Origin of the sequence: Chryseobacterium sp. OV279 (genome assembly GCF_900128945.1) — a bacterium.
Lineage (GTDB): Bacteria > Bacteroidota > Bacteroidia > Flavobacteriales > Weeksellaceae > Chryseobacterium.
In genome coordinates, this window is sequence record NZ_FQUD01000002.1 from 951,120 (window position 1) to 965,224 (window position 14,105).

The window sequence follows — 14,105 nt, forward strand, 5'->3', positions numbered from 1 at the left end:
CATTGAAATAAATTTATTTATTTCAGTATTTCCTTCAAAAACAGCACTGTATGATTCCAGGCTCTTTTGGCCATTACCTCATTGTAATCCGGTGACTTCGGATCGGTGAATGTATGCTTGGAATGGGCGTAGGTGATGATCTGCCAGTCAGCATTTCCTTCATTCATTTCCTTAATTAAATTATTGTAATCTTCCGGGGTTACGCCTTTATCATCTGCAGGGTTTTCAACTAAAATTTTCGTGGCAATAGGTCCGTTTTTCCGGGTCTGATCTTTTCCGATACTTCCGTGGATAGATACAACACCTACCACCGGAAGACTTCCTCTGGCAGACTCTAAGGCACCTGTTCCACCGAAACAGTAGCCAATCACGGCAATTTTCTCAGAAATAGCTCCGTTTTTCTTCAATTGCTCTAAAGCCAAAGAAATACGTTTCTGATAAGCATCATAATTTTGTTTGTAATATCCTGACGTTTTACCTGCAGAAGCATTATCTGCCGGGATATTTCCTTCACCGTAAATATCGGCAATGAAAGCAATATACCCTTGTTTTTCAAGTTCGGCAGCAGCAGTTTTGGCTTCGTCATCAATACCTTTCCAGGCGGGAAGGATCAGCACTCCCGGAAGTTTTTTTCCTGCGTTGGAAGTCACCAGGCCATTCAGTTTCTGTGAACCGTCCTGATAAGAAATGGTTTTTAGTTTCTGGCTGAAAACGGTTCCTGTGCTCATTATACAGGCTGTTAATAGAAGGGTGCGTATCATAGGGTAATATTTAATGTATATTTTGAATATTCGCGGACATAAAAAATCCTCATCTAAATTACTGAAAATAACTTATGATGAGGATTATAAATTATAAAGACTAATAGTGTCAGAATTTAATTCCCAGATTGGTCAGTTCATTTTCCAAATCAGTGTCAGGATTGATTTTAATTGTGGTGAAACCTAAAGTCTTAGCCATTTCAATATTCCTTGGGTTATCATCAATGAAAACAGATTCACCTGCCTGGATATTGTATCTTTCCAGGAGTACGTGCCAGATTTTCGGATCCGGTTTGATCAGTTTTTCTGTTCCTGAAACTACAATTTTTCCATTAAATATTTGAAAGAAGTCGTAGTTTTCCAGCGCATAGGGGAAAGTTTCTTCAGACCAGTTGGTTAAGCCGAACAATTGATAATCAGTGTTTTTTAAACGTCTTAAGAGGTCTACATTTTGTGGAATATCACTTTTCAGCATCACCGTCCAGTTATCGTAATAAGCTCGGAGTTCCTTTTCCCATTCCGGGAATTTTTTTACCTGAATATCAGTGCCTTCTGCCAGACTTCTTCCTTTGTCCTGCTGTTCATTCCATTCCGACTGGGCAATGTTTTCCAGAAAGTACTCCATTTTCTCATCGTCCTTGAAATAATCTTTGAAAAAATACCTCGGATCCCAATCCATTAAAACGCCGCCAAAATCGAAGATGATATTTTTAATTTCCATAAATGTTTTTAAACTTTTTTAATTGTATTTGATTACAAAAGTCGCAAAAGTTTTGGTATTTAAAGCCTTGATATTACTTAAATTTCAAAAGATTCTTATTCTTGAAATACTGGGTTCGTATAAGTGGGAAATTAAACTTTTATTTAACCACAAAAGTCACAAAAGTTTTAATGCATTGAAACACTTTAGAGCACTTTAGTTTCGGAAGATTATCGTCTTGAAAACAGTAAGAACACATAAGAAGGAAATCAGAGATTTTCATAAAACTTAAGTGCTCTTCTTATGCGCAATGTATTTACTTTAAAATAACTTAAGTGTTTAAAAACTTTTGTGACTTTTGTGGTTTAAAAAATCAGCAGTTTACTCCGGTTTATAGAATTGGTACTGCTCATTTTCATAATACGCATTGATGTGATGCAGCCCATTCGTCAGGATGATTTCTTTTGCTCCGATGATGGAGTTGTACCTCGCCGTCTGTTCAAATGTTTTCTCCGTTAGCTTGATTTGCGGGGCTTTACATTCGATAAGGATTACGGGTTCTGTTTTTTCGGTTACCAGAAGGTCAATTCTTTTGGTAAGGCCGTTCAGAAGGATCTTTTTCTCTGTGATCAGAGCAGACGGAGAATAGCCTTTTACCGAAAGATAATAGTGGATCCAGTGCTGGCGTACCCATTCTTCAGGAGTGAGCAGAAGGTAAGTTTTGCGGACTAAGTCATAAATAAAAAACTTATCTTTGTCTTTCTTGAATTTAAAATCAAAAGTTTCCTGAAAATTCAGTTTTGGAAGTTCCATTAATAAGATGAAAGAATTAGATTTAATCCTCAAAAATATTAAAAATAAAGAAGTTTTACCTATTTATTTTTTCCACGGAGAAGAACCTTACTTTATTGATGCTGCCGTAAAAGTGCTTGAACACGACTTTCTGGAGGAAGATGAAAAGGCTTTTAACCAGACTGTAGTGTACGGAAAAGATACCTCTTATCAGGAGATCCTTTCCCTTGCAAGACAGTTCCCGATGATGGGCGACAGGCAGGTGATTATTGTAAAGGAAGCTCAGGATTTGAAATTTAATGAGGATGAAAACCGTGTTCTGGAAACCTATGTGGAAAATCCGGTTCCTTCTACAGTGCTTGTTTTTGCGCATAAACATAAGAAGCTGGACAGTAGAAAAAAAGCGGCAAAAGCACTGGATAAAGCCAAAGCTCTTTTCTTAAGTGAATCTGTGAGAGACAGCAATCTTCCAAAATGGATTGCTGATGAATGTGCCCAACTGAAAATTAAAATTGCTCCGAATATTTCCAATCTACTGGCAGAATATTTAGGAAACGACCTTTCAAGAATTGCCAACGAACTGAACAAGCTGAAGATTATCCTCAAGGAAGGCGAAATGCTGGATGGAACGATCGTAGAAAACCATATCGGGATCAGCAAAGAATACAATGTTTTTGAACTTCAGAAAGCTTTAGGAACCAAAAATGCCGATGCCGCATTCAGGATCGCTCATTTTATGGGTAAAAATCCAAAGAATAATCCTTTTGTGATGATGCTGGCGAATCTGTACAGTTATTTTTCCAATGTGATCATTTACCAAACCATGGCCGGACAGCCACCACAGGCTATTGCTTCACAAATGGGCGTTAATCCCTATTTCATCAAAGACTATGCGGAAAGTGCAAGGTTATATCCTTTAAAACATGCTACCAGAGTCATTTCTATCTTAAGAGAATTTGACATGAAAGGAAAAGGTCTTGGAGCGGTGAATATGGGGGAGGCAGAGCTGATCAAGGAACTGGTGTATAAGATTATTAATGTGGATAAAATTAAGATGAAAGTTTGATGAGTTTTTGAGTGGGAGTGTTTGAGTGTTTTAGAGTGGGAGTGTTTTAGAGTGGGAGTGTTTTAGGGTTATATTTTTGTTGGTATGAGAAAAAGTGTTTTCCTGATTGTTTTGTCTGTGGTTTTAATGGTTTTTGCAACTCAGTATACTTTTGGACAGACGATAAAAGGCAGTCATTATGAATTAAATATTGCCCCGGATCAGAAAGCGGTTCTTATTTTATTTCCCTGTTTTCCCTGTAATATAGAACATACAAAAACGGAAGCCGGATTTTTAAAAGGCATCGACAGGAAAGGTGTCACCACGATTCTTTTAGACTATAATCAGAAATTATTTTTAACGGAATCTGAAAAGCAGAAGTACGCAAAAACTTTACACAGGATCTTTAAACGCAACAAAATTTCGCCCGATAATATATACATTGGAGGTTTTTCCGGTGGAGGAAATGTGGCCCTTCTGATGACAGCTTTCCTCATTAAACATCAGGATCCTCTACAACCCAAAGGGCTGATGGTCGTAGATTCTCCTATCGATCTTGAAAAGCTCTATGATAATGCCCAGAAAGATGTAGCCAAAAATGCAGATCCCGAAGCTGTAGAAGAGGGAAGGTACCTGACGGAGCTTCTGGAAAAAGAAATAGGAAAACAGGATACGAGCCGTGAGAAATATAAAACGTTGTCACCCTATTTAATGTCTGCATCTCCTGATGAAGGTAATATCCAATATCTTAAACATATTAAAACAAGATTGTACTGCGAACCTGATCTGAAATGGCAGCTCGAAAAGAAGAACAGAACCTACGAAGAACTTAACGCCTATGTACTGGAAAAAGCCAATCAGACATTACTTAAAGCAGGAAATACACAGACAGAACTGATCCAAACCAAAGACCGCGGCATCCGAGCCAACGGAACAAAACATCCGCATTCATGGAATATCGTGGAGGGGAATGAGCTGGTGAAATGGATGGTGGAGTAGTTGGGTTTGAGAGTCGGAGGGTTTGAGGGTTTGAGGGTTTGAGAGTGAGAGTGAATGGTCAATTTTGCTTCGCAAGTGAATGGTGAATTTAAGAACCAAGAATCAAGAGCCAAGAGCCAAGAAAGAAGATTCAAGACATCAGATTTCAGATATCAGACGCTGAATTCATTAACTTAATTACTACGAACTAGCAACTAGCAACCAGCAACTAGCAATTAGCAACCTTTCAAACCAAAAAACTCGTATCCCGAAACCCACACCCCGCATCCAAAGTATCAGAACCAGCAACCAGCAACTGACAACGTTTCCCCAACTCATTGACTCTAAAACCCTCAAACCCTCAAACCCTTCGACTCTAATACTCTCAAACTCTCCCACACTCAACCACATACCACCCAATCGACAGTCTACATATTTCATATTGACAAGTATCATTAAAAATACTTTAATAAAACAGTAAAAATTACGAAATTAGCAGCCTGAATTAAAATCTTTTTGAACAAAGTAAATTATGGAACAAAACATTTTAGATTGTGTGATCGTTGGATCCGGGCCTTCTGGCTTTACAGCGGCTATTTATGCGGCAAGAGCAGACTTGAAACCAGAACTATACACAGGTTTGGAGCCGGGCGGACAATTAACCACAACGACGGAGGTTGATAACTTTCCAGGATATCCGGCAGGGATTACAGGGCCTGAAATGATGATGGATCTGCAGAAGCAGGCGGAAAGATTCGAGACTAAAGTTCATTACGAAATGATCACTAAAGCTGAATTCTCCAAAGAAGAAGGCGGTGTTCACAAATTATACGCAGGAAATAAGGAAATCCTGGCCAAAACGGTCATTATCTCTACAGGAGCTACCGCAAAATATCTTGGCCTTGATGATGAGAAGAAATATGCAGGAGGCGGTGTTTCCGCATGTGCTACGTGCGACGGATTCTTCTACAGAGGAAAAGATGTGGTAGTAGTAGGAGCAGGAGATACAGCGGCAGAAGAGGCAACTTATCTTGCAAAGCTTACGAAAAAAGTAACAATGCTGGTAAGAAAAGACGTGTTCAGAGCTTCTAAAGCTATGATCCACAGAGTAGAAAATACACCGAATATCGAAGTGAAATTCAACCATGAATTAATCGGGATTGAAGGGGAGAACAGCCTTGTTGAAAGAGCGATGATCATTAACAACCAGACTCAGGAGAAATCTTCGGTAGATGTAGACGGTATCTTCATCGCCATCGGTCACAAGCCGAATACAGATATCTTCGTTGGACAGATTGACCTTGATGAAAACGGATATATCCTTACTGAAAAAGGATCTACAAGAACCAATCTTCCGGGTGTATTTGCGGCTGGAGATGTTCAGGATCATATCTATAGACAGGCGATCACCGCTGCAGGAAGCGGATGTATGGCGGCTATGGATGCAGAGAAATATCTTGCTGAATTACATTAATATTCAGCTTTTACAATACAAAGCGTACCCTGTGGGTGCGCTTTTTTGTTTTACTTTACCCTAAGATTTTTACCACAAAAGGCACAAAAGTTTTTAAACACTTTAGTTATTGTAAAGTAAATGCATTGCGCATAGAAGGTACACTTAAGTTTTTATGAAAATCTACGATTTTCTTGAGTATAAAAGTAAATCTATTGACCGAGCTTTAATTCGTGAGGATCATCATTCCCCTCGTTTGGAGGGGTGGCGAAAATTCTTTGAATTTTTGACGGGGTGGTTTAGTTTAGCACCATAAAAAAACTGCTTCAAGAGAAGCAGCTTTATTATTATCATCTGTTGTTACAGATTTATTTTTTAATGATCTTAAAGGTTTTGTTTTTTCCATTTTGGAAATTAATTTTTATAACATAAATTCCATTTGCGAGATTAGAAACATCAGGAGACTCATTAGTGAGTTTTTTTACCCATATTCCGGTTGAAGAATAAATGTCAATCGTGCTCATCTTTTCTTTTGATGTAATGACTAATTGGTCTTTTACTGGATTTTCTATTTGTATTTCTTTAGTTTGAATAGATTCGTTAGCAGATAGAGTAGAAGAGCTGTTGAGTACATATTTTACAACCTCAAAAGCTCCGTTATACATGCCTTCTCCACCATATACAAGGATGCTGTTATCAAAAACCTTAATGCTGACGATAGAATGGTTTTGCAAATTAGGATCATTTTCTACAAAGTTTCCAACAGAAGGATCCACAGTGCCACTTTGATCAAGCTTAGAGATGTAATAGGTATGTCCACCATTGGCATTTACATTTCCGGCAACATAATAGTGGCCGTTTTTCTCATAAAGATCAAAAAGCATCGCTCCAGCAGGGGGATTATAATTGAAGGCAGGATCTATGCTTCCGTCTGCATTTATTCTTTTTACGGTACCAAAGCCGGAACCGGTGTCTAACATGTCTATGCATGCTATTTTATTATTGCTGTCTATGAAGGCCTTACTTATCGCTAATGGAGGATCTACGGCCACCTCTCCATTATTGCCGAAGCTGGTCATAACCTGTCCGTTTGAATTGTACTTTTTTATAGTATAGGCATAGAAGCACATAATGCTGGACTGCTGATCCAATAATATATAACCGGGAATACTGGCAATTACAAGTTCTCCGTTATTTCCAAAACTGGTATCCTCGGTACCATCATTGTTTAATCTAAACAGATGGAGTTGGGAATCTGATGAACCATTCGGATGATATCCCTCTCCGGCGACCAGTATTTTATTATCCTGCTCATAGAGATCGGTAAACAGGATAGGATGGGCTAGAATTTTTGTTCCTCCGTTACCAAATGACGGATCCGGTTGTCCGTTTGGAAGGATTCTGATAACATCAAAATGAGAAGGGCTGTTGGTGGCAGGATCCATTTTTTTGCAAAGTAATGTCAATTTGTTATCGGAATGTCTTAAAAAGCCAATAAGATCATCCAACTGGTAATCTAAGAAGATTTTTCCATTGGTTCCAAAAGTAAGATCCAAAGGTCCTGTATAGCTTGTCGCTTTAGAAATAACCAATTGATGGGTATTAGAATCGAAAGAGCGATAGAAAACACTGCTGTTGGTGTCGGTTAAATTGCCTGCTAAGAAAGTTCCTGCGGGCAAATGATGTATTCCATTGGAAGCAAACGAAATATCCTTTAAAAGTTGGGAATAGATGACATTGACTGTAAGCAATGTTAATAGTAAAATTATTTTCTTCATTTGTTTTTTTTTGCAAAAATAAATAAAATAGAGCTGTTTTAATTGCTTTTTCACGCATTAAAGTGTTCATTATTAGTATTTTATGTATTTTAGAGATAACAGTATGTAATTAATAATCAACTATAAATATTTTAAATTCAAGAATAATATTTTTTTCTCTGCTTGCCGTAATCGTAATTCTAAATATGTTGTCAATAATTAATTCATCAAAAGATGAAATTTCTGAATTATTTTAAAGTTTATTTACATTTTTCAAAGATTTTATTTGAATGGTAACCGCTCATTATATTCAAATTATATTCAATAGGAACAGGCTTCAGCTTTTGTCATTGCGAGGAGCGAAGCGACGAAGCAATCTCTTTAACCGCAATTTTTTGTAATGAATTAAATTAGATTGCTTCACCTACAGTTCGCAATGACAGTCTTGGTGAAAATAGCGTCTGTGGGATATGTAAACCATACACACAGATATAGTTTGCAAGATGTTTTATACTAATTCTTTTGTGGTAAAATAAAACACACCGTTTCATCAAAATCTTTGGTCTTCCATTGAACGGAAACTTATTATATTCAACAGGAACGGGTTTCAGCTTTTGTCATTGCGAGGAGCAAAGCGACGAAGCAATCTCTCTAATCACAATTTTTTGTCATGAATTGAATTAGATTGCTTCACCTACGGTTCGCAATGACAGTCTTGGTGAAAATGGCGTCTTTAGGATATGCAAATAATACATGCCGATATAATCTGCAAGATGTTTTATACTATTCTTTAGTGGTAAAATAAAACACCCCGTTTCATCAAAATCCTTGGTCTTCCATTGAACGGAAGCTTATTATATTCAATAGGAACGGGCTTTAGCCCGTTTAAACAGAAATCAAGATTCATTCGGCTTTAGCCAAAACCTAATGTTTTTTTTGATCTCCCGCAGATTTCTCAGATGACGCAGATTGTGACGTCCGTTTTGAAGGTTTCAGCCTTCAGGCAGCTCTAAACTCCCTCCTGATGGTCTGTAAACGGGCTCTCTCCGGTTCCTGAAGTGGCTGCACGCTCTTTGTAAGCGTCTATAGGCCGTTACTGAACGACCTGGACCCGGTTGATGAACGGGTTTTACCCACTTATGAAAGGGGAGATACCCCTTGGGTAAGGGGGTAGAGGGACTTAGGTAAGGGGCTGCCAACGGTTATGGAAGGGGGCGGAGGTCTAAAAACAAAAAAACTGCTTCCGATGGAGCAGTTTTGTTTTATAATGAGTTCTATTGTACAGATCTATTTTCTGGCTTTTAATTTCTTATTTTCTGCGGTTAGGGCTTCTATCTGCTGTTTCAGGAGGTTGATATAGTCCTGCTGATTTTCTAAGATATAATCCGGGATGTTGTAATGGTTATTAAGAATTGCAGTTCCTGAATTGGTTGACGAGTCATTGAAATTGACGGTATTACCCGGTTTCTCTTCTTTAATGTCTTCTACCTTTACGTCCAATGCATTAGCCAGCTTCTCCCACTCATCATCAAATATTCTCACATCACCGCTTTCTTTACGGCTGTAGTTGGATACATCGGTAGCGATAATATTGGACATATACTCCTGCGTATAGCCTCTTTGCTTTCTTAGAGTTCTTAGCTTTTCCATAGAGTGGGGGTGTGTTTTTACAAATATAGAGAAAAAGTTTTTGCAAATAAGGATATATAAGATTATCCTTACTATTAAAATAATTAAGAGTTTTACAGAAATAAACTTTGAAATAAGTAAATTTGAATCTTAAATTAAGAAGTACAAATTAATAATATGGAAAATTTAAAATATAATCTCTCTGTATTGCAGGAAAAGGCTAAAGAAAGAACGGTTAAAACCCAAAGTATAGAATATGATATTGAAACTTTAATTAAAAAACTTGATAAAAATGTAATAAAGTTAGATCCAGAATATCAAAGAAGACATCGATGGGACAATAAGACTTCTTCAAGATTAATAGAAAGTTTAATTTTAAATATTCCAATTCCGACTATATATATATCGCAAGATGTTGATGTTGATGTTGAAACGGACGGCGAAGAATTTAGATATTCCGTAATTGATGGCCAACAACGTTTGACGGCTATTAAGAATTATTTAAAAAATAAATTTGTTTTAGAAGGGTTGGAAAGTCTTAATGAGCTGAACGGATGCTTTTATAAGGACTTACCTCCGTTTTTAACTAGGAGATTGGAAGAAAGAAGTATCAAATGTTTAAGAATTGATTCTACAATTGATTCCCAGGTTAAGCTTGATATATTTGAAAGATTAAATTCAGGTTCTGTAAAGCTTGAAGCTCAAGAGTTAAGAAACGCGGTCTATAGTGGACATTTTAATAACTTAATTAAAGACTTATCTAAAAATCAAAATTTTAGAGAACTCCTTCAAATAAGTAATGATACACCTGATAATAATAATAAGGTGAAAAAGATGGAAGACGTTGAGGTCGCTTTAAGATTTTTTGCTCTGACTAATAATAGATATATAAGATTTAAGAAAACTAAAGAAAAAGGGTTTTCTAGCTTCCTAGATGAGACTATGGAAGAATTTAATAATTTAAGTCAATTAGAGATAGAAGAAAAAAGAGAAGAGTTTGAAAAAACAATGGCATTTATTAATAAGAATTATGGTAAAGCAATTTTTTCAAAATATAAGATTGAAGAAGGAAATGCTCAACTAGTTTTGCAATCTAAATTTAATATTGCAGTGTATGACGCTTTTGCAATAGCTATTCATGATGCCTTATCTGAAGGAATAGATATTTCGAATAAAAAGGAAGAACTAAAAAAACTGTTTAGAGATAAAGAATTTTATAATTCTATTTCAGGAAGTTACTTGGATACTAATAAATTAAAATATCGTATAGAAACTACTAAACAAGTTTTAGGATGTCAGGGAATACTTTCGTAAGTTCGCGATTGGATGTAATTGCGAGTAGGTTTAATGAGATCGAGATTTTATTGCAATTGACAGAAGAAAATGTTTCACATCCAGCAAGATACGCAGCACTTTGTCGTTCTGCCCATGTTCTTTTGGTAAGCCATGTAGAAGGTATATATAAGGATATTGTTAAAGATGTAATTGACGACTTAAATTTCAACACAGATTTTTTTTGTAATGTAAAAAAGGATATTTTTAAAACCCATTCTCTTCATTTTATTCATACCGTTGAGAATGATAAAAGTGCTGAAAAAATTAAAGAAAAATTATGGAATGCTTTTAAAGATTGTAAAACTCAACTAATTCTAGAGCCTTTTCTTAGAACAGATAATAAAAATCCTACACCCCAAATTTTAGAGGAAATTTTGAAAAAATTTGGAGAGGAACATTTTTTTAGATCTTTAATTGAATCGAGATTAGAAGTTGTTTTTGAAAACAATAAGAAATTATCATTAAAGGAATTGGAAAAGATTAAAAGACACACAACTAATGGAGTGCAAAACTTTCCATATACACTTGATAAATCATACTTTTATAACTTTAACCTTCCAAATCTGGGAAAGGATAAGAAGGGGTTATTTGAAGAATTTTTAAATCAATTCTTAAATGACAGACATAAAATTGTACATGGACAGGCTCTTGATAATCCTAAAAACCACACTGAGATTTTAGAGTCAAAAGTAAAGATTGAGATTTTAATGTATGCTTTTATAATCTGTTTGTGTCATTTAAGTAATCCAGTAGCACTATTAAACTAAATTCTCTAAATTTATCCCACAACCAAAAACAACATGCACAACAAAATCATAAAAATAAAACACATCACAGGAACCTACACCATTGATGTAAAGGAGGGAAAACTGAACGAAATGCAAACCCAGCTGGACAAATGCCTGAACGATGAACAGGGCGCCATTGTGGTGAAGGGAGAAAACGGAGATCAGTTTGTATATCCAGCGGATCTTCTGAAAAACAGTTTTATTTCCATTGTGGATAGGGAAGAGGCGAAGGGGCTCTAAGCAAAACCAAAGTCCCAAAGGTATTATGAGACTACAGTTTTAGTTCAGGAACCGAATGCAGGGAGATTGTTTCAACAAATCACTGAAAAATAATTCCCCTGATTTTAAGCCTATTATTAAGTTTTGTTAAAATTTATCAGGGAAAAGTTTTGCAGAAATATAAAATCGTTTTATATTTGCACCACTGAAAACAACGGTATAGCCGTGATTCAGGAGAGATGGCAGAGTGGTCGATTGCGATAGTCTTGAAAACTATTGACTGTAACAGGTCCGGGGGTTCGAATCCCTCTCTCTCCGCAAAAGTTAAATATAAACCTACTGATAATCAGTGGGTTTTGTTTTTTTTGCAATGTTTCAAATTTAGTGATTTGATGTTTTTTGATAGCTAATAAGCTGAAAATCAATTAAGATAAAAACATTAAAGTTTAAAATTCGAGAGCAGGTTATCCTGCTCTTGTTTATTTTAGCGGATAAAAAACATAGTGGCTGCGCCTCTTTGCAGCCCATAGATGTTTCCAAGGCCTACGAGGAATTATCTTTGGTCCCGCCGCCCAAAGACTAAACCTTGAGATTTAATTTATATCAGGAAAAATGCTGTTACAATAACATGGGTTTGTATTTTGCTTCTAGGATTTAAATTTCTTCGATTTTGGGCTTTAGAAATCTTACCGGCATAATCACAAGTCTAAAATGAGCTGCTAAATATTTGAAGCAAATGGGGAATAGTAAATGTTGTTAATTAATGTAAAATTACTTGCCTGTATTTCTTACTGTTTTTTTAATAGATTTACGGCTAGATAATTAGATTATGAGAATTAAGTTAACGATGATGTTCGTAATGTTGTTCACAACAGTTTTCACAACAGTTATGGCACAAAAACAAATTAATCTTACACCCGAAATTGAAGTAACGCTCTCAAAAGGGTTAAATCTCTTTGATGATAAGGAAAATACAGAATCCATAAATAAGATGGTTAGGAGTGGAATCCCACCAGAACCTTATAGATTGCTTGTAACTGATTTCGCATATAAAAAGGGCAATATCATTGTTAGATTCTTTGTTGGAAAAAGTGAATGGCCTACTGACTACAATGAAGATAAAAGGCCAAAGTATAATAAATTGAACACCAGGCACGTCAAAGACACGAGCTTTTTAATTTTGGATTACCAGATCGGAAAAAAGTCGTATCATAAGATTGAAGTAAAGAATACAAAAAGCAAGGATGTTGTTACTATTGAAATCGAGTGCAATGCTTTTGTAAATGGGGGAAAGCAGAGAGCGGAGGATTTAATGAAGGAATTATTAGAGAGTTTTAGATTCAAATAAGCCCGTTAATAGTTTATTTTCGATTAACGTTTTGCCCACCTAAAGGCTAAACTTTGAGACTTTTTGTGAATGAAATTTTATTGAGCAACGCCAATCATTTATAATTTAAGAAATTCAATTAACTCTTTTACAGCTGCCCCACCAGCACGATTAGCCCCGATGGTAGAGGCAGAGGGGCCGTAGCCAATTAAATGAATTCTTGGATCCCTGCTGACTTGTGTGGCCAGTCTTCCTGACATTTCAATTCCTCCTTTATCATTTAAAAGATGTAATGCAGCCAGATGATCCAGAGAATGACGAAAGCCGGTATTCCAAAAAATAACGTCGGCATCAATGGTCGTTCCATCTTCCCATCGCACCCCGTTTTCAGTGATTTCTTCAAACATAGGTTTTCTGTCTAAAACGCCATTAAGTAACATTTCTTCAATAACTGGTGTAACGTGGATCCCCGTTACCGAAACAACCGAACTTGGAGGTAAACCCTCGCGAACTCTTTTTTCGACTGATGCAACAGCCTCTCTCCGCAGTTCAATACTAAATTCCTCTTTTTTAAAATCTACAGGTCGCCGGGTTACCCAGGTCGTTGTAGTAACTTTTGAAATTTCACCAAGCAACTGAATGGCGGAGATTCCGCCTCCGACAATGATAACATGCTTTCCTATGAATTCTTGAGCACCCTTATATTCACCGGTGTGCAGCTGTCTGCCGAGAAACTTGTCCCATCCGGGATATTTTGGACAATTGGGTGTTTTCCATGTACCTGTGGCATTAATCAAACCACGGGCAGTGAACTGAACGCCATTGGTATGAATCATAAACCGTCCATTTCGATCCGTAACTTCACTTACCCGTACGGGACGAATCACAGGAAGATTAAACTGCTTTTCGTATTGTTCATAATATTTTGGAAGAGCCAGATTTGCCTGTAATGAAGTATCCATCGTATCAACAGCATCGGCAAATGCCATTCCGGGAAGATCATTAATACCATTAACATTACTTAACGTCAGAGAGTCCCATCTATGCTGCCAGGCTCCACCGGAACCAAACTCATCATCCAAAACCACAAACCCCTTTCCCGGTTCTATTCCGCTTTTTCTAAGATAATACGCTGCCGACAATCCTGCCTGCCCTGCTCCGATTACCGCAATATCAACTTTGTAAAATAAATCCGGACGGATTTGCAAGTTTTTATCAGCTTCCATATAGTACTTGATTTTTTGACCTTACCGATTAATGTGCTTATTATTTTTCGCTTTATATGCTATTAACAGACTAAATGTATGAAATACCATCGACA

Annotated in this window: 13 protein-coding genes and 1 tRNA gene; 8 read left to right on the top strand and 6 right to left on the bottom strand. The window is 36.6% G+C overall.

Annotated features, from left to right (window positions below; translation table 11 throughout):
• Positions 1–17: 17 nt before the first annotated feature.
• The 3 genes from BUA72_RS12055 to BUA72_RS12065 all read right to left on the bottom strand — a co-directional run bounded on the left by BUA72_RS12055 (position 18) and on the right by BUA72_RS12065 (position 2,274).
• On the bottom strand, positions 18–761 hold the full coding sequence (locus BUA72_RS12055) for a dienelactone hydrolase family protein (protein WP_072923075.1): 744 nt from the start codon (positions 759–761) through the stop codon (positions 18–20).
• Positions 762–870: 109 nt separating this feature from the next.
• Positions 871–1,482, bottom strand: coding sequence for an HAD family hydrolase (locus BUA72_RS12060; RefSeq protein ID WP_072923076.1), 612 nt, complete (start codon positions 1,480–1,482; stop codon positions 871–873).
• Between the two features lie 360 nt (positions 1,483–1,842).
• Positions 1,843–2,274, bottom strand: coding sequence for a type I restriction enzyme HsdR N-terminal domain-containing protein (locus tag BUA72_RS12065; protein WP_072923077.1), 432 nt, complete (start codon positions 2,272–2,274; stop codon positions 1,843–1,845).
• A 7-nt stretch (positions 2,275–2,281) separates the two neighbouring features.
• Between BUA72_RS12065 and holA the strand changes: the two genes are divergently transcribed.
• From holA to trxB, 3 genes are all read left to right on the top strand, one after another.
• Positions 2,282–3,319 carry a DNA polymerase III subunit delta gene (gene holA / locus BUA72_RS12070; protein WP_072923078.1) on the top strand — a complete coding sequence of 346 codons (1,038 nt, stop codon included), beginning with the start codon at positions 2,282–2,284 and terminating at the stop codon, positions 3,317–3,319.
• Between the two features lie 84 nt (positions 3,320–3,403).
• Complete coding sequence (locus BUA72_RS12075) at positions 3,404–4,297, top strand: hypothetical protein (protein ID WP_072923079.1); 894 nt, start codon at positions 3,404–3,406, stop codon at positions 4,295–4,297.
• Between the two features lie 511 nt (positions 4,298–4,808).
• Entirely contained in the window at positions 4,809–5,750 is a 942-nt protein-coding gene (gene trxB / locus BUA72_RS12085) for a thioredoxin-disulfide reductase (protein ID WP_034731014.1), read from the top strand.
• Between the two features lie 347 nt (positions 5,751–6,097).
• On the opposite strand, the gene BUA72_RS12090 is transcribed toward trxB, so the two are convergent.
• Together BUA72_RS12090 and BUA72_RS12095 are read right to left on the bottom strand one after the other, a co-directional pair.
• On the bottom strand, positions 6,098–7,507 hold the full coding sequence (locus BUA72_RS12090; protein WP_072923081.1) for a T9SS type A sorting domain-containing protein: 1,410 nt from the start codon (positions 7,505–7,507) through the stop codon (positions 6,098–6,100).
• A gap of 1,266 nt (positions 7,508–8,773) precedes the next feature.
• Positions 8,774–9,136, bottom strand: coding sequence for a helix-turn-helix domain-containing protein (locus BUA72_RS12095; protein WP_072923082.1), 363 nt, complete (start codon positions 9,134–9,136; stop codon positions 8,774–8,776).
• Positions 9,137–9,292: 156 nt separating this feature from the next.
• Between BUA72_RS12095 and BUA72_RS12100 the strand changes: the two genes are divergently transcribed.
• From BUA72_RS12100 to BUA72_RS12120, 5 genes are all read left to right on the top strand, one after another.
• Positions 9,293–10,429, top strand: coding sequence for a DUF262 domain-containing protein (locus BUA72_RS12100; RefSeq protein WP_072923083.1), 1,137 nt, complete (start codon positions 9,293–9,295; stop codon positions 10,427–10,429).
• Complete coding sequence (locus BUA72_RS12105; RefSeq protein ID WP_072923084.1) at positions 10,408–11,217, top strand: HEPN domain-containing protein; 810 nt, start codon at positions 10,408–10,410, stop codon at positions 11,215–11,217. The genes BUA72_RS12100 and BUA72_RS12105 overlap by 22 nt, the downstream gene beginning before the upstream one ends.
• 33 nt (positions 11,218–11,250) lie before the next feature.
• Positions 11,251–11,478, top strand: a complete 228-nt coding sequence (locus tag BUA72_RS12110) for a glyceraldehyde-3-phosphate dehydrogenase (protein WP_072923085.1) — start codon at positions 11,251–11,253, stop codon at positions 11,476–11,478.
• Positions 11,479–11,690: 212 nt separating this feature from the next.
• Positions 11,691–11,775: transfer RNA gene (locus BUA72_RS12115), tRNA-Ser, on the top strand.
• A 511-nt stretch (positions 11,776–12,286) separates the two neighbouring features.
• Positions 12,287–12,805, top strand: a complete 519-nt coding sequence (locus tag BUA72_RS12120; protein ID WP_072923086.1) for a hypothetical protein — start codon at positions 12,287–12,289, stop codon at positions 12,803–12,805.
• Positions 12,806–12,903: 98 nt separating this feature from the next.
• On the opposite strand, the gene BUA72_RS12125 is transcribed toward BUA72_RS12120, so the two are convergent.
• Positions 12,904–14,010, bottom strand: a complete 1,107-nt coding sequence (locus tag BUA72_RS12125; protein ID WP_072923087.1) for an NAD(P)-binding domain-containing protein — start codon at positions 14,008–14,010, stop codon at positions 12,904–12,906.
• Positions 14,011–14,105 lie beyond the last annotated feature (95 nt).

What these genes read in the sequence shown, in the direction of transcription:
- BUA72_RS12055 (WP_072923075.1), bottom strand. Translation starts at nt 761, where the DNA reads ATGATACGCACCCTTCTATTAACAGCCTGTATAATGAGCACAGGAACC.
- BUA72_RS12060 (WP_072923076.1), bottom strand. Translation starts at nt 1,482, where the DNA reads ATGGAAATTAAAAATATCATCTTCGATTTTGGCGGCGTTTTAATGGAT.
- BUA72_RS12065 (WP_072923077.1), bottom strand. Translation starts at nt 2,274, where the DNA reads ATGGAACTTCCAAAACTGAATTTTCAGGAAACTTTTGATTTTAAATTC.
- holA (WP_072923078.1), top strand. Translation starts at nt 2,282, where the DNA reads ATGAAAGAATTAGATTTAATCCTCAAAAATATTAAAAATAAAGAAGTT.
- BUA72_RS12075 (WP_072923079.1), top strand. Translation starts at nt 3,404, where the DNA reads ATGAGAAAAAGTGTTTTCCTGATTGTTTTGTCTGTGGTTTTAATGGTT.
- trxB (WP_034731014.1), top strand. Translation starts at nt 4,809, where the DNA reads ATGGAACAAAACATTTTAGATTGTGTGATCGTTGGATCCGGGCCTTCT.
- BUA72_RS12090 (WP_072923081.1), bottom strand. Translation starts at nt 7,507, where the DNA reads ATGAAGAAAATAATTTTACTATTAACATTGCTTACAGTCAATGTCATC.
- BUA72_RS12095 (WP_072923082.1), bottom strand. Translation starts at nt 9,136, where the DNA reads ATGGAAAAGCTAAGAACTCTAAGAAAGCAAAGAGGCTATACGCAGGAG.
- BUA72_RS12100 (WP_072923083.1), top strand. Translation starts at nt 9,293, where the DNA reads ATGGAAAATTTAAAATATAATCTCTCTGTATTGCAGGAAAAGGCTAAA.
- BUA72_RS12105 (WP_072923084.1), top strand. Translation starts at nt 10,408, where the DNA reads ATGTCAGGGAATACTTTCGTAAGTTCGCGATTGGATGTAATTGCGAGT.
- BUA72_RS12110 (WP_072923085.1), top strand. Translation starts at nt 11,251, where the DNA reads ATGCACAACAAAATCATAAAAATAAAACACATCACAGGAACCTACACC.
- BUA72_RS12120 (WP_072923086.1), top strand. Translation starts at nt 12,287, where the DNA reads ATGAGAATTAAGTTAACGATGATGTTCGTAATGTTGTTCACAACAGTT.
- BUA72_RS12125 (WP_072923087.1), bottom strand. Translation starts at nt 14,010, where the DNA reads ATGGAAGCTGATAAAAACTTGCAAATCCGTCCGGATTTATTTTACAAA.